This is a genomic window from Hydrogenophaga pseudoflava (assembly GCF_004353865.1).
Lineage (GTDB): Bacteria > Pseudomonadota > Gammaproteobacteria > Burkholderiales > Burkholderiaceae_C > Hydrogenophaga > Hydrogenophaga pseudoflava.
Genome location: NZ_CP037867.1, coordinates 1943434 through 1963706, shown reverse-complemented (window position 1 = coordinate 1963706; position 20273 = coordinate 1943434). Strand labels below are relative to the sequence as shown.

19 protein-coding genes are annotated in these 20273 nt (G+C 66.8%); 6 read left to right on the top strand and 13 right to left on the bottom strand.

The features are described from left to right. Nucleotides 1-12 precede the first annotated feature (12 nt). Genes HPF_RS09520 through HPF_RS09510 form a run of 3 tightly spaced genes read right to left on the bottom strand, consistent with a single transcriptional unit; the run spans nt 13 to nt 4005 of the window. Nucleotides 13-1188 (bottom strand): MFS transporter, encoded by a 1176-nt coding sequence (locus HPF_RS09520; protein WP_279512608.1) that lies wholly within the window; start codon nt 1186-1188, stop codon nt 13-15. Next, nucleotides 1185-2573, bottom strand: a complete 1389-nt coding sequence (locus HPF_RS09515; protein ID WP_066158958.1) for a DNA recombination protein RmuC — start codon at nt 2571-2573, stop codon at nt 1185-1187. The genes HPF_RS09520 and HPF_RS09515 overlap by 4 nt, the downstream gene beginning before the upstream one ends. A 19-nt stretch (nt 2574-2592) precedes the next feature. Beyond that, nucleotides 2593-4005, bottom strand: coding sequence for a sodium:proton antiporter (locus HPF_RS09510; protein WP_133156459.1), 1413 nt, complete (start codon nt 4003-4005; stop codon nt 2593-2595). Between the two features lie 111 nt (nt 4006-4116). Between HPF_RS09510 and HPF_RS09505 the strand changes: the two genes are divergently transcribed. Further along, entirely contained in the window at nt 4117-4587 is a 471-nt protein-coding gene (locus HPF_RS09505; RefSeq protein ID WP_133156458.1) for a RidA family protein, read from the top strand. A 56-nt stretch (nt 4588-4643) separates the two neighbouring features. Here the strand turns inward: HPF_RS09505 and HPF_RS09500 are convergent, their stop codons facing one another. The 3 genes from HPF_RS09500 to HPF_RS09490 are packed head-to-tail and all read right to left on the bottom strand — an operon-like array spanning nt 4644 to nt 8136. Then, on the bottom strand, nt 4644-5309 hold the full coding sequence (locus HPF_RS09500) for a class I SAM-dependent methyltransferase (protein ID WP_165961673.1): 666 nt from the start codon (nt 5307-5309) through the stop codon (nt 4644-4646). A 20-nt stretch (nt 5310-5329) separates the two neighbouring features. Continuing rightward, complete coding sequence (locus HPF_RS09495) at nt 5330-6616, bottom strand: ArnT family glycosyltransferase (protein WP_133156456.1); 1287 nt, start codon at nt 6614-6616, stop codon at nt 5330-5332. A gap of 47 nt (nt 6617-6663) precedes the next feature. Further along, nucleotides 6664-8136, bottom strand: a complete 1473-nt coding sequence (locus tag HPF_RS09490) for a UbiA family prenyltransferase (protein WP_079366058.1) — start codon at nt 8134-8136, stop codon at nt 6664-6666. Between the two features lie 63 nt (nt 8137-8199). Here HPF_RS09490 and HPF_RS09485 point away from each other — a divergent pair, with 63 nt between their 5' ends. Continuing rightward, the gene (locus HPF_RS09485; RefSeq protein WP_243721712.1) at nt 8200-8574 is read left to right on the top strand and encodes an EamA family transporter; all 375 of its coding nucleotides are present in this window, start codon (nt 8200-8202) and stop codon (nt 8572-8574) included. Nucleotides 8575-8668: 94 nt separating this feature from the next. On the opposite strand, the gene HPF_RS09480 is transcribed toward HPF_RS09485, so the two are convergent. The 7 genes from HPF_RS09480 to HPF_RS09450 form a co-directional block, all read right to left on the bottom strand. After that, nucleotides 8669-9211, bottom strand: a complete 543-nt coding sequence (locus HPF_RS09480) for a phasin family protein (RefSeq protein ID WP_066158973.1) — start codon at nt 9209-9211, stop codon at nt 8669-8671. Between the two features lie 184 nt (nt 9212-9395). Continuing rightward, on the bottom strand, nt 9396-10688 hold the full coding sequence (locus HPF_RS09475) for a type III PLP-dependent enzyme domain-containing protein (RefSeq protein ID WP_133156455.1): 1293 nt from the start codon (nt 10686-10688) through the stop codon (nt 9396-9398). A gap of 7 nt (nt 10689-10695) precedes the next feature. Then, nucleotides 10696-11823, bottom strand: a complete 1128-nt coding sequence (locus HPF_RS09470; protein WP_207959341.1) for an MBL fold metallo-hydrolase — start codon at nt 11821-11823, stop codon at nt 10696-10698. Nucleotides 11824-11893: 70 nt separating this feature from the next. After that, on the bottom strand, nt 11894-12085 hold the full coding sequence (locus HPF_RS09465; protein ID WP_133156454.1) for a hypothetical protein: 192 nt from the start codon (nt 12083-12085) through the stop codon (nt 11894-11896). Continuing rightward, complete coding sequence (parC, locus tag HPF_RS09460; RefSeq protein ID WP_133156453.1) at nt 12082-14421, bottom strand: DNA topoisomerase IV subunit A; 2340 nt, start codon at nt 14419-14421, stop codon at nt 12082-12084. Before parC ends, HPF_RS09465 begins: the two co-directional genes overlap by 4 nt. A 54-nt stretch (nt 14422-14475) precedes the next feature. Next, nucleotides 14476-15210, bottom strand: coding sequence for a lytic transglycosylase domain-containing protein (locus tag HPF_RS09455; RefSeq protein WP_066158985.1), 735 nt, complete (start codon nt 15208-15210; stop codon nt 14476-14478). Continuing rightward, nucleotides 15210-17177: a DNA topoisomerase IV subunit B gene (locus HPF_RS09450; protein ID WP_133156452.1), complete on the bottom strand. Its 1968-nt coding sequence runs from the start codon at nt 17175-17177 to the stop codon at nt 15210-15212. Before HPF_RS09450 ends, HPF_RS09455 begins: the two co-directional genes overlap by 1 nt. Nucleotides 17178-17343: 166 nt before the next feature. Here HPF_RS09450 and HPF_RS09445 point away from each other — a divergent pair, with 166 nt between their 5' ends. The 4 genes from HPF_RS09445 to dapA all read left to right on the top strand — a co-directional run bounded on the left by HPF_RS09445 (nt 17344) and on the right by dapA (nt 20250). Further along, entirely contained in the window at nt 17344-18588 is a 1245-nt protein-coding gene (locus HPF_RS09445) for an MFS transporter (protein WP_079366051.1), read from the top strand. Continuing rightward, a complete protein-coding gene (locus tag HPF_RS24065; protein WP_256861488.1) occupies nt 18585-18713 on the top strand; it encodes a hypothetical protein in 129 nt (42 codons plus the stop codon). Before HPF_RS09445 ends, HPF_RS24065 begins: the two co-directional genes overlap by 4 nt. After that, entirely contained in the window at nt 18713-19261 is a 549-nt protein-coding gene (locus tag HPF_RS09440; protein WP_133156451.1) for a class I SAM-dependent methyltransferase, read from the top strand. The genes HPF_RS24065 and HPF_RS09440 overlap by 1 nt, the downstream gene beginning before the upstream one ends. 104 nt (nt 19262-19365) lie before the next feature. After that, nucleotides 19366-20250: a 4-hydroxy-tetrahydrodipicolinate synthase gene (dapA, locus tag HPF_RS09435; protein WP_133156450.1), complete on the top strand. Its 885-nt coding sequence runs from the start codon at nt 19366-19368 to the stop codon at nt 20248-20250. The last annotated feature ends 23 nt before the right edge of the window (nt 20251-20273 follow it).

The following is a 20273-nucleotide window of genomic DNA, read 5'->3' as shown; positions in this document are numbered from 1 at the left end:
GCTTAACCGGAATCAGTCGAGCCGCTGCGGTGGGGGGGCGGACCCGCGCATGCGCCAGGCCAGCCGGGACCCTGCCCCAACCGCGAAGCCCACTGTCCAGAACACGCCGCTCACGCCCACCAGCACCCCGGCCGACCCGAACAGCAACGGCATCACCACGCTGGAACCGTTGATGGCCATGGAGCGCAGGCCCAGTGCTTCGCCGTGCCTGTGTTTCGGTGTGATCTGGTGCAGGGTGCTCATCACCATGGGCTGCACCGAGCCCAGGGCCAGTCCCAGCAGCACCGACAGCAGCCCCATCAGCCAGGCCGTGTGCACCAGCGGGTAGAGCGCGAACAGTGCGGCCGTGCTGACCATGGCGGTGCCGATCACCGTGCCTTCGTGCAGCCGCGAGGCCAGCCAGGGCATGACCAGCCGGATGGCCGTGGCCGCCAGCGCGAAGGAGCCAAGGATGGCGCCGATCACCGTGGCCGAGAGCCCGCGCTCGTGACCCAGCACCGGCACGAGGAAGGTGTGCACGTCCCAGCACGAGGCCAGCAACCAGTTCATCAGCATCAGGTTGCGGAACGGTTTGTCCCGCAGCAGCCCCCAGGACGACTGCCGGCGCGGCGCTTCGCCCGTGTCGGGCGCGGGATGGTCGGGCACGCGCCGCACCCACCACCAGGCCAGCGAAGGCAGCAAGGCCATCAGCAAGTAGGCGGCACGAAAGCCGCTGGCGTCGATCAGCAGGCCCGCCAGAAACGGTCCGAGGAAGTTTGAAATGGATGGCCCGACGGCGACCCAGCTGAACACCTGGCGCAGTTCGGTGGCGTCGCTCGCCATGTGGCCCACGTGGCGCTGCAGCGCGATCATGGCCAGGCAGACGGCGGCGCCGCTGGTGATCGCCGTCAGGCACAGCACACCAAACTGCGGCCATGCGACCGAGCACAGCCCCCCGGCCGTCGCCACCACGCTGGCCAGCACGAACGGGCGCTGCAGACCATGGCGCTCGGCGTACCGGCCAGCGGGCAGGGCCAGGACCACCTGGGCCAGCGCGAACAGGGCCAGCAGCACGCCGACCGCGACGGCGCTGTGACCTTCGCGCAGCGCCATCAGCGGCGCAGCCATGCGAAAACCGGTCATGCAGGCGTGCACGCAGATCTGCGCGCCGATCAGGCGGACCAGGGCGGTGCGGGTGCCGGGTCTCAAGCCGGATCGCCGTCGGCAGCGTCCAGCGGCAGCAGCGACTGCGCGCGGTCCTGCGGCAGGGCCTCGACGGTCTTGAGGGCCCGGCCCATGGCGCGGCTGCGCACCTCGGCCGCGTCCAGCGTGTTGAGCACGGTCTGGGTCTGGTTCTTCACCTTGGCCAGCACGTCGCCGAACTTGCCGAACTCGGTCTTGACCGCACCCAGCACCTGCCAGACCTCGCTGCTGCGCTTTTCCAGCGCCAGCGTGCGAAAGCCCATCTGCAGCGCATTGAGCATGGCCATGAGCGTGGTCGGACCGGTGAGCGTGACGCGGTGATCGCGCTGCAGCGCCTCCATCAGGCCCGGGCGGCGCAGCACCTCGGCGTACAGGCCTTCGGTGGGCAGGAACAGGATGGCGAAATCGGTGGTGTGCGGCGGCTCCAGGTACTTCTCGGCCATGGACTTGGCTTCCAGCCGGATGCGCTGCTCCAGCCCGCGCGCGGCCAGTTCGGCGCCCTCGGCGTCGGCGCGCTGCTGCGCGTCCAGCAGGCGTTCGTAGTCCTCGTTCGGGAACTTGGCGTCGATCGGCAGCCAGCAGGGCGCACCGTCATCGCCCCGCCCCGGCAGGCGGATCGCAAAGTCCACCATGTTGCGGCTGCCCGGCCGCGTCGCCACCTGTGCCGCGTACTGCTCGGGGGAAAACACCTGCTCCAGCAGCGCGCCCAGCTGGGCCTCGCCGAACATCCCGCGGGTCTTCACATTACTCAGCAAATGCTTGAGGTCGCCCACGCCCTGCGCCAGGGTCTGCATCTCGCCCAGACCCTTATGCACCTGCTCCAGCCGCTCGGCCACCTGCTTGAAGCTCTCGCCCAGGCGCTGCTCCAGCGTGGCGTGCAGCTTTTCGTCCACCGTGGCGCGCATCTCGTCGAGCTTGGCGGCGTTGCTGGTCTGCAGCTGGGCCAGCTGGGTTTCCAGCGTGGCGCGCACCTCGGCCAGGCGGCGCGCGTTGGCTTCACTCAGGTCCTGCAGCTGGCGCGTCAGCGTGTCGCCCAGGGTGCCGCGCAGTTGCACCAGCTGCTGCGCGAAGGCGTCAATCTGCGCGTTCTGCGTGCGGGTGGTTTCCGCGCCCTGGCGCACCAGCGTGTCCTGGAAGGTGGCCAGGGTTTGCTGGATCTCCAGCCGGCCGGTGCGGGCGCTGTCACCCACCTCGCGGCGCAGCTCGCCCTCGACACGGTCGATGCGCTGTTCGGTGGCCTGGCCCTGCTGCTGCAGCACGGCCAGCAGCTGCGCGCGCTGCGCCGCCTCATCGGCGTTGGCCGGCGGACGGCGCAACAGCAACCACAACAGACACAGGGCGTTGAGCACGCCCAGAGCCACCACGATCCAGATCAGCAATCCATCGGTCATCCGCGCATCGTACCGTTCCTCAGACGAAGAACAGCCAGGTCATCAGCGCGAACAGCGGCACCAGGATGCCCGTCGACCAGACCATGTAGCCGAAGAAGCTGGGCATCTTCACGCCGCGGTCTTCGGCGATGGCCTTGACCATCAGGTTGGGCGCATTGCCGATGTAGCTGTTGGCGCCCATGAACACCGCGCCGGCCGAAATCGCCACCAGCGTCGGCGCCAGTGTGGTCATCAGCACCTGCGCATCGCCGCCGGCGGTGTTGAAGAACACCAGGTAGGTGGGTGCGTTGTCCAGGAAGGAACTCAGGATGCCCGTGGCCCAGAAGTACATGGCCGGGTTCGGCGAGCCGTCGGGATTGGTCACCGCCCGCACGATGGCGCCGAAAGGCCCGTCCACGCCCGCCTTGAGCATGGCGATCACCGGGATGATGGTCAGGAAGATGCCGGCGAACAGCTTGGCCACCTCCTGCATCGGACCCCAGCTGAACTGGTTGTCGGCGTGCACACTGCCGGGCGTGAGCTGCAGCGAGGCCACGGTGATCGCGATCAGTCCCAGGTCGCGCACGATGCCGGGCAGGCCGACCTCGGTGCCGGCGATGTCGAACACCACGTCGGACTTCCACAGGCCGCTCATCAGCACCAGGCCGACCACGCCGGCCAGCAGCAGGAAGTTGACGCCGCCGTCGAAGCCGAACTGGCGGTCATCGGGCGTAGGGTCGGCGGGACGGATCTCCTCCCGCTTGTGGTGGTACCACCAGTCCAGCGCGTAGAACAGCACCAGCAGGGTGCCGACGAGGAACAGCGTTTCCGGAAAGATGTGGGTCAGGGTCCAGCTGAACTCGACGCCCTTGAGGAAGCCGAGGAACAGCGGCGGATCGCCCAGCGGCGTGAGCGAACCGCCGGCGTTGGAGACGATGAAAATGAAGAACACCACCACGTGCACCACATGCTTGCGGTTGTCGTTGGCACGGATCAGCGGACGGATCAGCAGCATCGACGCGCCCGTGGTGCCCATGAAGCTGGCCAGCACCGCACCGATGGCGAGGATGCCGGTGTTGAGCGCCGGGCTGCCACGCAGGTTGCCCTTGATGTAGATGCCGCCGGCCACGGTGAACAGCGCGGTCAGCAGGATGATGAAGGGGATGTACTCGGCCAGCAGCGCATGCACCACGCCCGCGCCTGCCGCGCCGGGGCCAAACACCAGGGCGAACGGCAGCAGGAACGCCAGCGCCCAGGCCGCCGAGACCTTGCCGAAATGGTGGTGCCAGAAGATGGGCGCCACCAGTGGAATGATGGCAATCGACAGCAGGATGCCCGCAAACGGCACACCCCACAGCACCGACAGCTGAGCGCCGTCCATATCGGCCGCCAGGGCCAGCGAAGGCAACAGTGACAGGACAGCAGCGCCCCAACGCGCGGTTCGGAATTTCATGGTGTTTGTCTCCTCGTAGCCCTCGATTATTTCCTGTGCGCCTGAAGAACGCCTGACACCCCCTCGATAGAATGCCCTGCTACCTCCCGACAACACCTTCCGGAGCCTTCAATGAGCGTCTACGACAAGCTGAACCAGCTCGCCATCACACTCCCCCCCGTGGCCATCCCTGCGGCCGCCTATGTGCCGTTCGTGCAGACCGGGAACCTGGTCTTCCTCAGCGGCCACATCGCCAAGAAGGACGGCAAGCCCTGGGTGGGTCAGCTGGGTCTGACCATGACCACCGATGAGGGCAAGGCAGCTGCTCGCGCCATCGCCGTCGACCTCATGGGCACCCTCGCCGCGGCCTGCCTGGCCGCCGGCAAGACGCTGGACGACGTCAAGCGCATCGTCAAGGTCATGAGTCTGGTCAACAGCACCGGCAGCTTCACCGAACAGCACCTGGTCACCAACGGCTGCAGCGAGCTGCTGGGCGAGGTCTTCGGCCCCCAGGTGGGCGCGCACGCACGCAGCGCGTTCGGCGTCGCCCAGATCCCTCTGGGTGCCTGTGTCGAGATCGAGCTGATCGCCGAGCTGGCGTAAAACACCGCACGCCGCGTCGCCTGCCCGGCGGCGCCGTGCTTACGCGGGATGCGGACTCAGGGCTTGTCCAGCACCAGCAGCCAGTGCCCGTACCAAAGCGTGTTGAAGCGGTCGCGCCGGCTCACCTGCATGCCGCTGCGAGAGGCCCAGGCTTCCACCTGGTCGGAGTCGACGTGCTCGACCCACTGGCGCGCCATCACGAGGTCGTGCATCTGGTTGGCTGCAGCCCGCCAGCGCGGCCGGACCACCATGTCCTTGACGATCAGACGCCCTCCCGCCGGCACCACCTCACACAGGGCGGCCACAAACGCTGCCTTGTGCTGGTCCGGCACATGGTGAAGCACATCGACGACCGTCACCACCTCGTGCCCCAGTTGCGGGATTCCCTGTTCGATGGAGCGGTGCTCGAAAGCGACGACCGAGGAAAGCTCGTGATCGTTGGCGACCTGATTGGCCACGGCCACGGCCGGCCCTGCCACATCGAACCCATGCCCCTGGCGAATCCGGCCAAGGCTGGCCATCAGGTTCAGCAGCAGTCCGTTTCCGCACCCCACATCCAGCACCGCAGACTGGGGCGGAACTTCGTGGATCACCTCGTGCAAGGGACAGATGTGCGAGCGGTACTCCTGCATCAAACGCACCTTGGCGCTGGGCACGCCCGCATACAGAGGGGCGGCCAGCCGCTGGATGGCTGTGGGGGTCAGGGTGTTCTGGATGGACATGGGTCGGATGCTCGCGCGGGTCACTGGGGAGACGGGCGGGTCGCGGTTGCTGCCCATCCCTGTCGCCAGGCGGCCAGTTGCAGAAGACCCAAGGCGGCCAGAATGGCCCACTGCCCGGCAAACGCCAGGTGATATCGCTCCTGGGAGACCACGACCATGTGGATGGCGGTGAAATACAGAATGCTCAGCGTGATCGGTGAGAACAGGGTCGACACGAAACCGGCTCTGCGCAGCGACGACCACAGGCCCACCACCACCAGCAGACAGATCAGCCCCCAAGTCGCCTGCGTGAGGCGCTTGAGCCGAGGCTCCCATGCCTCACCGAATGCTTCGCGAACACCTGGCGAGTTCCAGCCCACACCCACCGACTCGTTGGTGTAGAGGATCAGCAGCTTCTTGACCGCTCGTTCCGCAAAGGCCGTCGGGTCCTGAAGGATGTAGGCCTTGGCCTCCTGTCCGAGCACCTGCGCCCGCTCGTTTTCAGGCAGGTGGCTGTACTTCTTTGGCGTCACCATGTAGCGACCGTCGGTGCCCGGTGTGTTGCCCATCCAGAGCGTGATACCGCCATTGCTGGAGATGAGCACGGTTTCCCCATAGAGCTGGTAGTTGCGCCAAGTCCAGGGCGCCACCACCACGGCCATGGCGAGGCCGGCCAGAACCACGGATCGGATCTGCTCAAGGAGCACACCCCGCCCTCCACGATTCATCAGCGCCAGTCCGCCGCCATACACCAGCGGCAGCAGAAGCGCCTGCGGACGGACGAGTGCGGCAAAGCCCAGCACCAGTCCGGCCAGCAGCGCCCTGGCGGTCCGTCCTGCCCACGGAACGGTCCACAGGTCCAGCGCGAGCAAAGTCAGGAACAGGAAGGGCAGCTCGCTCGCCAGAATGGTCGGGTACATGACCAGCGTCGGCCAGGCGGCCAGCACCAGCGCGCTCAGCACGGCCACGTTCTGCCCCCAGAAACGGGCGGCCAGTCTCGCCGTCACCCAGACGATGCCCAGGGACAGCGCAATGTTCATGGCAACGATGGGTTCATAGCGGATGCCAAACAGCGCAAACAGCGAGGCATGCAGGAACGTGGTGCCCGGCGGCCAGAACGACGTGGGGTGGTCAGGCTCCCAGCCGAAGGTGCCGTGCTGCACCAGGGTGCGGGCAAACGCGTCGTACGCCTCGCCATCCGAGTTGGGAATGACCGGCACCCACCAGGCCCAGATCAGGCGCAGCGACAACGCCAGAAAGGTCACAAGCCACAGAGACATCGTCCATTGCAGCTCTGCGGGCCCGGCATCGGTTGGACGGTTGTTCATGTTGAGGTGAAGCAAAGGAAGGTTCGATGAACCGAGGTGGGTCGGGCTCAGAGCTGCAACAGCGTGGCGCCCGTCAGAATCAAGGCCACCACGGCGCCGGTGGCCCAGGTTTCCGGATCGGTGGCGGCGAAGAAGATGGGGTCTTCGTCCATGTATCCGCGGGCCGTGACCACCCACAGGCGGGTGACCCACAGCAGCATCAGGGGCGCGATCAGCCACAGGATCTCGGGGGAGCGGTACAGCTGCGACACCTCGGTGCTGTGGATGTACAGGGCCAGCACCAGCACCGCCAGGTAGCCGCTGGCTGCGCCCAGGCTCTGCAGCACGACCACATCTTCCGTCGCATACTCCCTGCCACGCAGCTTTCCCTGGGTCACGCCGGAGGCGATCTCCTTCTTTCGCACTTCCACCAGCTCCGCCACCCGCTTGACCAGCGCCAGGGAGAGAAAGATGAACATCGAGAATGCGAGCAACCAGAAAGACAGGCTGATGCCGGTCGCCAGGGCGCCCGCGATGATCCGCAGGGTGTACAGGCCTGCGAGCACGATCACATCCAGGCTGGCCACCCGCTTGAGCCACAGGGAATACAGCAGGGTGGTCACCAGGTAGGTGCCCAGGGCCAGCTGGAAACCCACGGGGAGCAGCCACGCCAGCCCCAGGCCGGATGCCATCAGGACGACGACGGCGACCAGACCGGCACGCACATCCAGGGTTCCCGCGGCAAAGGGCCGGTTCTTCTTCTTTTGGTGGTACCGGTCGGCCTCCAGGTCCAGCAGGTCGTTGATGAGGTAGGTTGCCGATGCACAGGCACCAAAGCAGAGGAACGCGAGCGTCGCGGCCCCCAGCGCCTGCGTGTTCAGCACCTCGTGGGCAGTGATGATGGGCACCAGCAGCAACAGGTTCTTGAGCCATTGCTGCAGGCGGATGGCCCGCAGCCAGGTCCTCCATCGGCCTGAGGTGTTCGGAATGTCCCGGTGCGGGATGCCCATGCCGGCCACTTGACGCACGATCGAACGGGGGGCATTGACAGTGACCGCCGCACCTGATTTTTGCCAGACGGCCAGGTCCACCCTCCCGTTGGCGACGTATTCAAACCGGCCCGGACCGAACCGATCCTCCAGCACCGCCGCCTTGTTCGCACCGATCAGATTGACAGTCTCGGAGGTCGCCAGCACCGAATCAAACAAGGAAAGATGCTCAGCCACCTGACTGGCCAGTGACTCGTGACTACCCGTCACCAGCACCACAGGCCTTCCTTGCCGTCTGGCCTTGTCGATCAGATCGAGCACATCGGCGTGGTAGGGCAGCACCGTCACATCAAGCTGCCCCGCCTGCACGAGGCGGTGTTTCAGGTAGCTCCGACCCCGCAGCAACCAGAGGGGGAGGCAGAAGATCAGCAAGGGCTGCCGCTTCAGTGCGGCCAGCAGCGATTCGAACGTCAGATCCGTACGAATCAGCGTTCCATCCAGGTCGACACACAGGGGATGAGCGACCGACGTACCTGCCGGATTGAGCGTCATGGCGGGAGTATATTCGGCGATTCTTGATTCTTTTTGGTTATTCCACAGCAGGATGACTCCTCCGTGAACCGTTCAACGCTGCTGCTCATTGTGGCCAACGTGGCCATGACCTCCCTGGCGCAAATTGTGCTCAAGAGCGGCATGAGTGCGCCCGAAGTGGCCCGTGCGCTGGCCGGAGGCATCCGTCTGCCGGCCCTGGTGACGGTGCTGTTCCATCCCTGGGTGGTTGTAGGGCTGGGCCTTTATGCGGGTGCGGCCCTGGTCTGGCTCCTGGTCCTGTCCAGGGTCGATGTGAGCCTGGCATACCCGTTTGTAGGCTTGGGGTTTGTGGTGACGATGGTGTTGGCCTGGGCCTTCCTGGGCGAAGCCGTCACCCCCATGCGCATGGCGGGCACCTTGCTGATCGCTGCCGGCATCGTGGTGCTGGCAAGAACCTGAGCCCCCACCTGCAGACGCCATGAAAAAGAGGCTCACCAGGGAGCCTCTTTCTGCTTCATGACCGCGGCCCAAGGCCGTTCCGATCAGGGTCCGGTCAGACCTTGGCGGCCTTCTTGGCCAGATCGGTGGCCTGCTTGGAAGCGGCGGCGAAGTTGGCCTGGGCCTGGGTCGTGGCCTTCTTGATCGCGGCCTGGGTCTGTTCAACCGCCTTTTGGCCGTTGCTCAGGGCGCTCTGGAAAGCGGCCACAGCGGCTTCGGAACCGGCCGGTGCGTTCTTCACCAGCTGGTCCACCGAGGCGCCAACGGCCTTTTGGGCTTCGGCCAGGTTGGCTTCGAACTGCTTGACGAACTCGGCACTGCCTTCGGTGGCGATGCTCTGCACGTGCTGGAAGTAGGCGGCGGACTTCTCGGCCAAAGGCTGGAAGAAGCCGGTCTGCACGGTCACGAATTCCTGGGGGCTCTTGACGGCCAGAACGGCCTGGGCGTAGCCGAAGGACTCGCCCAGCGCGGCCTTGGAAGCGGCCAGGTTGAGTTCAACCAGCTTTTCCACGCCGGCGAAGGCCTTGGTGGTGGCGCCTTCAAGGGCTTCCAGGTTGGCTTTGTTGGCGGAGATGATCTGTTCTGCAGCGTTGTTCATGTCGGTTCCTTAAGATGAAGGGTTGAAACAGCCGCCGGGAAAACATTCATCGGGTTGACAAATGTTGCAGTGCAGCATGACGCAATTCTATGTGAAAACCTTGGACTGGCAAGCATTTTTGCTGCATTGCAGCAAAAATAGGGAGACATGCCAAAACCGGCGGCCAGCCGATGGCTGCGGGCCGTCAGAACCAGGTGGTGACGGCGTCCACGACACCGTAGGCCTCGTCCACCACCGGCAGCCAGCGCCACTTGTCAAAGGTGGTGCAGGGGTGGGAGATGCCGCTGCCGACTGTCTCGCCCAGGCTGGGCCACTCGTCCGGGGGAGCGGAGGCGTCAAAGCGCAGGTAGGCGTGCTGGTCGTTGAGCGCGTCGATGCGCCAGTGGGCTGGCACCGCTTGCAGCGCACCGCCCTGCCCCAGGGCCTGAGGATGCGAGCGCCAAACCGGCACTGGCAGGTCGAGGTCGTAGGCCACGTCGCGCTTGCCCATCGACAGCAGCGCCAGGCCCGGCTCGGGCTGGCTCTGCACACAGGCCAGCACTTCCAGCGCGGGCTTCAAGGTCTCGCGCAGGTTCAGGCGCTCGCCCACGCAGCACAGGTAGCGCGTGTAGCGCTGGTGGTCGTGCGTCAGGTAACACCCCGAGCGCAACACGCCGCGCACCGGACGGCCCAGATCGGGCAGCAGCCGCTCGGCGACCAGGTCGAAGATGGCCGAGCCGCCGGCCGTGAGGATGATTTCCTCGTGCGCGAACCAGCCCTGAGCGATGGCTTCGCGCGCGATGGCGTCCACCCGGTCCATCAGGCCCTGCACCGTGGCGCGGTCTTTGGCGTGGTCGCAGTAGGCGGTCGTGCCTTCGTAACACTCGATGCCCACCAGCGACAGCACCGGGCTGGCGGCGATGCGCATGGCGGCCTGCCGCGCCTCCCCGGCCGTGCGGGTGCCGGTGCGTTGACCGGCAATGCCCAGCTCCAGCAGCACCTCGAAGCGGCCCTGGAACGAACGGTCTTGGGCCCAGGCCTCAATGGCGTCCACCTGCCCGACCGAGTCGACCAGGAACATCGAACGCAGACCCGGGCGCTCGGCGTGCAGCAGCGCGAGCGCGTCCAGCTCGGCGCGCTGAATCACCTGGTTGGCAATCAGCAGCACCGGCACGCCGTGGCGCGCGCCGACGGCCGCCTGGAATACGGTGGCGAAGCTGATGCCCCAGGCCCCCGCGCCCAGCTGCATCTGCCACAGCTCGGGCGACATGCTGGTCTTGCCGTGTGGCGCGAGGTGCAGGCCGCGCGGCGCGCAGAAGTCGCGCATCCAGTGCAGGTTGTGCTGCAGGGCCGACTGTTTGAGCACGGCCAGCGGCAGCGCCAGATCGCCTCGCAACAGGTTCCAGCCTTGTGACGGGATCTGCGCCCGCGTAAGCGGTGCGCCGCCCGTGGGGAAACCTTTGAGTTGGTGGCCGAAAACGGCGTCAGACGTTGTCATGGGTGTTTCAGTCCAGTGGCCACTGCAGGGCTTTGGGCAGGTTCTTGGGTGGCAGGTCGGGTTCGACCACGGGCGTCGGGCCGGCCTTGGTCTCGACGCGCCGCCACCACGGATCGGTGCGCGCCACATGGGCGGGTTCCACCGCCTGCCCCAGCTGGGGCATCAACAGCGGGACACTGTTCTTGTCGGCCAGCGCGTGCAGCACCTCGGCCGGCTGGTCCCAGGCGTGCATGGCCAGGCTGAAGGTGCCCCAGTGCACTGGCAGCAGCACGCCACCACCCAGCAGTTGGTGCGCCTTCATGGCGTTCTCGGGCCCCAGGTGGATGTCGCCCCAGGCCGGATGGAAGGCGCCGATCTCCAGCATCACCAGATCGAACGGCCCGAGGCGTTCGCGGACCTCGGTGTACGCATCGGTCAGACCGGTGTCGCCGCTGAAAAACACACCGTGCTTCTCCGACCGGATCACCAGCGACGACCAGAGCGTGGCGTTGCGGTCTTTCAGGCCGCGGCCCGAAAAGTGCTGCGAGGGCGTCGCGGTGACGGTGACTTCGCTGCCCGGCAGTCGGTGCGTTTCCCACCAGTCCAGTTCGGTGATGCGTTCGGCCGGTACGCCCCAGGCCTGAAGGTGCGCGCCCACGCCCAGCGAGGTGACGAAGGGCACGCCGCGCTTGTTGAGCTCACGCACCGTGGGGTAGTCCAGATGGTCGTAGTGGTCGTGAGAAACCAGGGCCGCGTCCACCTCCGGCAGTTCCTTGACCTTGAGCGGCACCGGCTGGAAGCGCCTGGGGCCGACCAGGGTGGACGGCGACGCGCGCGGCCCCCAGACCGGGTCGGTCAGCAGGCGCTTTCCGCCAATCTCGATCAGCACCGTCGAGTGGCCCAGCCAGGTGGCGCGCAGGCCGCTCTGCGGCCCCTGGCGCCAGCCCTCGCGCGGATCGGTCGCGGGCAGCGGCGCGGTCGGCACGCGACGTTCGCCACCCCAGAGAAAGTCCTTCAGACTGGGAAACGGAGCGTTCGGGTCGCGCAGCCCCGGCGCCACCGGGTAGACGTTGTGGAAACCCTGACCGCGCCACTGGGACGAGGCCTGCATGCGCTCCAACCGCAGGCCTTCGGCCCGTTTGCCCATCGACTTCATGGCCATCCTTTCCAAGAAACGCCATTCTGGCGACGGCGCGCCGCCCCGCGAAGTCCAGGGTGATTGCCCGTCAGGATTTTTTCTTGCGCTGCGCCGCACGCCGCACCTGGCGGCTCTGCCGGGCCAGGTCGCGCTCGGCCTGCTTCGCACGCTCGGCCTCGCGCCTGGCTTTCAGGCGCTTGCCCAGCATTCGTGCAAAAAAGAAGGTGAGCGCGAAGCTCGCCAGCATCAGAAACAGGCCGATACCGTCGGTGCTCATCATTCCACCCGGGTGATGCGGTTGGGCTTGAAGCCCAGGTCGGCCGCCTTGCCCTTGCGACCGCGCGCGGCCCGGGCGTTGTTGAGGCTGCGGATCTCCAGCGTCTCGTCGCGCTCCTTGCCACCGCGACCAATGCCTTCGATCTTCACGCTGCGCGTGTAGGCGCAGGCGCCCGCCAGCGTGTCCTTGTCTTCCAGGTCGATCAGCATCAGGCCGCGACCGCCCTTCTCCATCGACTTGAGTTCGCCGATCTCGAAGGTGAGGATGCGCCCGCCGGTCGACGCGCAGGCCACGTGCGTGGCACCGGCCAGCGGCTGGCCACCGGACGTGTTGGCCACGTGCGAGGGTGCGCAGATGGCTTCGCCCTCGCCCACGCTGATGAAGGCCTTGCCGGCCTTCTGGCGCGAGACCAGATTCTCGACCGTCGCCAGGAAACCGTAACCGCCCGTGCCACTGAGCAGCAGCGTGGCATTGGCCGGGCCAGCGAAGTAGTGCAGCGGCTGCGTGCCACTTTCCAGCTCGATCAGTGTGGTGATGGGCTGCCCGTCGCCGCGCGCGCCGGGCAGGCTGGCCACGGGCACGCTGTAGACGCGGCCGTTGCTGCCGAAGACGATGAGCGTGTCCACCGTGCGGCATTCAAACGTGCCGTACAGGCCGTCGCCGGCCTTGAAGGCGAAGCTGGCGGCCTCGTGGCCGTGACCGGTGCGCGCACGCACCCATCCCTTGCTGGAGATGACCACCGTGACCGGCTCGTCCACCACCTTGATCTCGGCCACGGCCTTCTTCTCGGCCTGGATCAGCGTGCGGCGCGGGTCGGCGAAGGTCTTGGCGTCGGCTTCGATCTCCTTGACCATCAGGCGCTTGAGGCTCGCCGGGTTGGCCAGGATGTCTTCGAGCTTGCCCTGCTCTTCGCGCAGCTCCTTGAGTTCCTGCTCGATCTTGATCGCTTCGAGTTTGGCCAGCTGGCGCAGGCGGATTTCGAGGATGTCCTCGGCCTGGCGCTCGCTGAGCCTGAAGGCCTCGATCAGCGCGGCCTTGGGCTCATCGCTGTGGCGGATGATGCGGATCACCTCGTCGATGTTCAGCAGCACCAGCTGCCGGCCTTCGAGGATGTGGATGCGGTCCAGCACCTTGTTCAGGCGGTGCTGGCTGCGGCGCGTGATCGTGGTCTGGCGGAAGGCGATCCACTCTTCCAGCATCAGGCGCAGGCTTTTCTGCGTCGGCCGGCCGTCGAGCCCGATCATGGTCAGGTTGATCGGCGCCGAGGTCTCCAGGCTGGTGTGGGCCAGCAGCGCGGTGATGAGTTCCTGCTGTTCGATGCGGCTGCTCTTGGGCTCGAACACCAGGCGCACCGGCGCGTCCTTGCTCGACTCGTCGCGCACCGCGTCCAGCACCATCAGCATGCTGGCCTTGAGCTGGGTCTGTTCCTGCGTCAGCGCCTTCTTGCCGGCCTTGACCTTGGGGTTGGTGATTTCCTCGATCTCTTCCAGCACCTTCTGGCTGCTCACGCCGGGCGGCAGTTCGTTCACCACCAGCTGCCACTGGCCGCGCGCCAGGTCTTCGATCTTCCAGCGCGCGCGCACCTTCAGGCTGCCGCGGCCGGTGCGATAGGCATCGGCAATGTCGCCCGCCGGGCTGATGATCTGGCCGCCACCCGGGTAGTCCGGGCCGGGCAGGATGGTCAGCAGCTCCTCGTCGCTCAGCTTGGGGTTCTTGACCAGGGCCACACAGGCGTCGGCCACTTCGCGCAGGTTGTGGCTGGGGATTTCGGTCGCCAGGCCCACAGCAATGCCGCTGGCGCCGTTGAGCAGGTTGAACGGCAGGCGTGCGGGCAGCTGCTTGGGCTCCTCGAACGAGCCGTCGTAGGTGGGGATGAAGTCCACCGTGCCCTGGTCGATTTCGTCGAGCAGCAGGCCGGAAATCTTGGCCAGACGCGCTTCGGTGTAGCGCATGGCGGCGGCGCCATCGCCGTCGCGGCTGCCGAAATTGCCCTGGCCGTCGATCAGCGGGTAGCGCTGGGAAAAGTCCTGCGCCATGCGCACCAGCGCGTCATACGCCGCGCTGTCACCGTGCGGGTGGTATTTGCCCAGCACGTCGCCCACCACGCGGGCGCTCTTGACCGGCTTGGCCGCCGTGTTGCCGGAAAAGCCCAGCCCCATGCGGTCCATGGCGTAGAGGATGCGCCGCTGCACCGGCTTCTGGCCGTCGGACACGTCGGGCAGGGCACGGCCCTTGACGACCGAGAGGGCGTACTCGAGGTAGGCACGTTGCGCGTAGGCGGCCAGGTTGTCGTCGCCGGGTTCGGCCACAGGTTCGGGAGTGATCAGGTCTTGGGTCATGGGGTCACAAACTGGAAGAACGGGTGCCATCACGGCACACCTGCACCGGCGTGGTCAGCCGCGGCCGGGCGGGCGCAGCGGCATGGGTGTGGCCGCGGGAATCGCCTCGGCCCGCGCCTCGCTGACGGTGCGCGGAGGTTTGAGGCTGTGGTGCAGGTCGGTGACCTTGCGCACGTAGTTGATGGTCTCAGGGTAGTTGGGAATGCGGCGACCGGCCTTGAGCACGGCACCCTCGCCCGCGTTGTACGCCGCCACCGCCAGCCGCACATCGCCGTTGAAGTAGTTGATCAGCCAGGCCAGGTAGCGCGCGCCGGTCTGGATGTTGGTGCGCGGGTCGGTCAGGCGCTCGCTCACACTCTGCCGCCCGGTGGCGCGGACACCGAAACGCTCCGCGGTGTCGGGAATCACCTGCATGAGGCCCACTGCGCCCTTGGGGCTGACAGCACCGGGATCGAAGCCCGACTCGGTGGCGATCACCGCCTGCAGCAGTTCGAACTCCAGCCCGTGCTGGCTCGCCGCCTCGCGGATCAGATGCCGCACCGCCTTGAATCGCGTCGACAGCTCCATGCGCGTCACGGCCGACGCCGAGGACCTGGTGGGGCGGCTGCCACCGCCCGTCCTGGCGTTGCCGGAACCGGGGTAGAGCAGCTCATAGCGGGCGTGGAGCGGGCGGTCGGCATAGTGGGTGACGCCGTTCTTGTCGCGGTACGCCCAGACTTCGGCATGCGCAGTCCCCGCCAGCGCCACCGCCAGCAGGACACCGCCGAATATCGGGGCCAGACGGGGCATCACACATCCACCTCCACGGAGTCGCCGTGGAGTTCCATGAGTTCACGGCGCGCGGCCGCTTCGCCCTTGCCCATCAGCCGCGTGATCAGGGCCTCGGTGGCGGCAAAGTCCATCGAACCCAGCGTCACCTGCAGCAGGCGGCGGGTGTCGGGGTTGAGCGTGGTGTCCCAGAGCTGCTCGGCGTTCATCTCGCCCAGGCCCTTGAAGCGGCTGATCTGGCACTTCTCGCGGTTCACGCCGTCTTTCTCGGCCTTGTCCAGGATGGCGTGCAGCTCGCCCTCGTCCAGCGCGTACTGCTTGGCCGCGGGCTTCTTGCCACGCGCCGGCACGTCCACACGGAACAGCGGCGGGCGCGCCACGTACACATGACCAGCCTCGATCAGCTTGGGGAAGTGGCGGAAGAACAGGGTGAGCAGCAGCACCTGGATGTGCGAACCGTCCACATCGGCGTCCGACAGGATGCAGACCTTGCCGTAGCGCAGGCCACTCAGGTCGGGCGTGTCGTTCGGCCCGTGCGGATCGACACCGATGGCAACCGAGATGTCGTGGATCTCGGTGTTGGCGAACAGGCGGTCGCGCTCAACCTCCCAGGTGTTGAGCACCTTGCCGCGCAGCGGGAGCACGGCCTGGCACTCCTTGTCGCGACCCATCTTGGCGCTGCCGCCGGCCGAGTCGCCCTCCACCAGGAAGAGTTCGTTGTGCGCGGTGTCGCGGCTCTCGCAATCGGTCAGCTTGCCGGGCAGCACAGCCACGCCCGAGCCCTTGCGCTTCTCGACCTTCTGGCCAGCCTTCTGGCGGCTCTGCGCGGCCTTGATCGCCAGCTCGGCCAGCTTCTTGCCATAGTCCACATGCTGGTTGAGCCAGAGCTCCAGCGCCGGGCGCACGAAACCGCCGACCAGGCGAACGGCGTCGCGCGAGTTCAGACGCTCCTTCACCTGGCCCTGGAACTGCGGGTCCAGCACCTTGGCACTCAGCACATAACTGGCGCGCGCGAACACATCTTCGGGCAGCAGCTTGACGCCCTTGGGCAGCAGCGCATGCAGCTCGATGAAGCTCTTGACCGCCTGAAACAGACCGTCTCGCAGGCCGCTGTCGTGCGTGCCGCCGGCGCTGGTGGGAATCAGGTTGACGTAGCTCTCACGCACTGGCGCGCCGTCTTCGGTGAAGGCCACGGCCCAGGCCGCACCTTCGCCATCGGCGAAGCTGTCGTCCCTGGCGTCGGCGTAGCCCTCGCCCTCGAACAGCGGGATCACCGGGTCGGTGGTCAGGGTCTGCTGCAGGTAGTCGCGCAAACCGCCCTTGTACTGCCAGGTCTGGGTGTCCCTGGTTTTTTCGTTCACCAGCGTGACCTGCACGCCGGGCATCAGCACCGCTTTGCTGCGCAGCAGGTGGGTCAGTTCGCCCAGCGGCAGCGCGGGCGAGTCGAAGTACCTGGCGTCGGGCCAGGCGCGCACCGTGGTGCCCTGCTTGCGGTCGCCCTCGCCCTTGGGCGTCACCACCAGCGGCTCGATCACGTCGCCGGCACCGAAGGCCAGTTTCGCCACCTGTCCGTCGCGGAAGCAGGTGACTTCCAGACGGGTCGAGAGCGCGTTGGTCACGCTCACGCCCACCCCGTGCAGACCGCCGGAGAAGCTGTAAGCACCACCCTTGCCCTTGTCGAACTTGCCGCCGGCGTGCAGGCGGGTGAACACCAGCTCGACCACGGGTGCCTTTTCTTCGGGGTGCAGGCCGAAGGGAATGCCGCGGCCGTCGTCTTCCACGCTCACCGACCCGTCGGTGTGCAGCGTGACCTTGATCTTCTTGCCGAACCCAGCGAGCGCCTCGTCGGCCGCGTTGTCCAGCACCTCTTGAATGATGTGCAGCGGGTTGTCGGTGCGGGTGTACATGCCCGGCCGCTGCTTGACCGGCTCCAGTCCCTTGAGGACGCGGATGGAGCCTTCGGAATACTCGTTCGATTGGGTTGCCATCGGGAAATTGTAAGGTGAGGCCCTTCAAAAGCCTGTATGCAAACACAGATACCGACCGCCGCCTGTCCAGCAATGCCAGGCGCTCATCAATCTGCGCGAGAAATTTCACCACCGCGCGTCCACCCTGCGACGCCTTCGGGAAAGCCGGATTCGCTACAGTGCCGGGATGTCTTCAGCTTCTCCCATCTCCGTATCACCAGCGCGCCTGTCGGCCGCACAGGTGCTGCTCTGCGGCGCCGCCATCGTCACCCTTTCCATGGGGGTGCGCCATGGTTTCGGTCTCTGGCTGCAGCCGATCACCCAGGACATGGGCTGGACCCGGGAAAATTTTTCCTTCGCGCTGGCCATCCAGAACCTGGCCTGGGGCCTGTTCGGCATCTTCGCCGGCATGGCGGCCGACCGCTTCGGCGCCTTCCGGGTGCTGGTCGGCGGAGCGGTGCTGTACGCGGCAGGCCTCGCAGGCATGGCGCTCTCGCCCACGCCGTTCGTGTTCATGCTGACCGCCGGCCTGCTGATCGGCGCGGCTCAGGCCGGCACCACCTATGCCGTGGTCTATGGCGTGATCGGTCGCCAGATCCCTGCGGAGCGCCGCTCCTGGGCCATGGGCGTGGCGGCGGCGGCCGGCTCCTTCGGCCAGTTCCTGATGGTGCCTGTGGAAGGCTGGCTGATCTCGGGCTTTGGCTGGCAGCAGGCGCTGCTCATCCTCGGGGCAGCGGTGCTGCTGATCATGCCGCTGGCACTGTTCCTGCGCGAGCCGGGTTTCAGGGGCGGGGCGGCACCAAAGCGCGAACAGACCATCGGGCAGGCCCTGCGCGAGGCCTTCGGCTACCGCAGCTTCCAGCTGCTGATGGCGGGCTACTTCGTGTGCGGCTTCCAGGTGGTGTTCATCGGCGTGCACATGCCCAGCTACCTCAAGGACCACGGCCTCTCGCCGCAGGTGGCCAGCTACGCGCTGGCCATCATCGGCCTGTTCAACGTGATCGGCACCTACGCCGCCGGCGCGCTGGGACAGCGCCTGGCCAAGCGCCACATCCTGGCCTTCATCTACCTGGCGCGCTCGGTCGCCATCGTGGTCTTCCTCTGGGCACCGCTCACGCCCACAAGCGTCTATGTCTTCTCCGCCGTGATGGGCGTGCTCTGGCTCTCGACGGTGCCACCGACCAACGCGATGCTGGCCCAGATTTTCGGCGTGGCCCACATGTCCATGCTGGGCGGCTTCGTGTTCTTCAGCCACCAGATCGGCAGTTTCATGGGCGTCTGGCTGGGCGGCGTGCTCTACGACCGGACCGGCAGCTACGACGTTGTCTGGTACATCTCGATCGCCCTGGGCGTGTTCGCGGCCCTGGTGAACTTGCCGGTCCGCGAGTCGGCCATCGAACGCGGCCCGCAGCGTGTGGGGGCCGCCGCGTGAGGCCGCTGGCCGTCAGGGCGCTGGTCTGGGCCGCCGTGGCCCTGGCCCTGCTGGGCACGCTGATGCTCTACCAGCGCCCGGACTTCCTGGTGAATCTGGCCGACCAGCTCTGGAGCTGTTTCTGATGCACGGCACGGAGTCGCCTTCCCCCTGGGTGCAACGCTGGTCGCACCTGGTGCCGGTCGGCGGCACCGTACTGGACGTGGCCTGCGGACAGGGACGGCACCTGCGCTGGTTCGCCGGCCGCGGTCATGCGGTGACTGGCGTGGACCGGGACCCCACCGCTGTGGCAGCAGCGGCCAGCGCCGGGCGGGTGGTGCAGGCCGACATCGAGAACGGCCCCTGGCCCTTCGAAGGACAACGCTTCGACGCCGTGGTGGTGACCAACTACCTCTGGCGCGCGCTGCTGCCCGTGATCGTGGACAGCGTGGGCGAGGGTGGCGCGCTGATCTACGAGACCTTTGCAACCGGTAACGAATCGGTCGGCAGACCGTCCCGGCCCGACTTCCTGCTGCAGCCCGGCGAGCTGCTGCAGGCCTGCGCCGGCCTGCACGTGGTCGCCTATGAAAACGGCTTCTGCGACCACCCGGAGCGCTTCGTGCAGCGCATCACCGCCCTGCGAAAACGTCCGTCAGACGCCTCCGTGCCGGCGCGCCACCTGCTCCCTGAATGAGCGACTGCGCTGGGTAGAATGCACGATTCGCGCGCGAGCCGCCGGATCGATTTCCTCAACGTGTCCGGCGCACAGGCCGGCGCCTCTGACTTGAGCCCGAGAACATGAAGACCATCACCGGCAGCATCGTTGCCCTCGTCACCCCGTTCCACCCCGACGGCAGCGTCGACTACCCCACCCTGCGCAAGCTGATCGACTGGCACATCGCCGAAGGCACCGACTGCATCGGCGTCGTCGGCACCACGGGCGAGTCGCCCACGGTGAGCGTCGAAGAGCACTGCGAGATCATCCGCGTCTCCGTCGAACAGGCCGCCAAGCGCGTGCCGATCATGGCCGGCTGCGGCGCCAACTCCACCGCCGAAGCCATCGAGCTGGCGAAATTTGCCCGTGGCGTCGGTGCCGACTGCCAGCTGCAGGTCGTGCCCTACTACAACAAACCGACGCAAGAAGGCCAGTACCAGCACTTCAAGGCGATTGCCGAAGCCACCGGCGACCTGCCCATCGTGCTGTACAACGTGCCCGGCCGTTCCGTCGCCGATATGAGCGTGGACACCGCGCTGCGCCTGGCGGCGGTGCCCGGCATCGTCGGGATCAAGGAAGCCACCGGCAACATCGAGCGTGCCCAGTGGCTGATCCGCGAGGCGCCGGAAGGTTTTGCCATCTACTCGGGCGACGACCCGACGGCGGTCGCCCTGATGCTGTGTGGTGGCCAGGGCAATGTCAGCGTGACCGCCAACATCGCGCCCCGACTGATGCACGAACTGTGTATGGCCGCCATCGCCGGTGACGCCCGCAAGGCGATGGAGATCCAGCGCCGCCTGATGCCCGTGCACAAGAACCTCTTTGTCGAAGCCAATCCGATCCCCTTGAAGTGGGCGATGGAACGCATGGGCCTGTGTGGTGGCACCATGCGCCTGCCCCTCACGCCCATGAGCTCCCCGTTGGAACCGGTGGTCGAGGCGGCACTCAAAGAGAGCGGCCTGATCTGATCACGCCGCTGCCAGGTCCCACC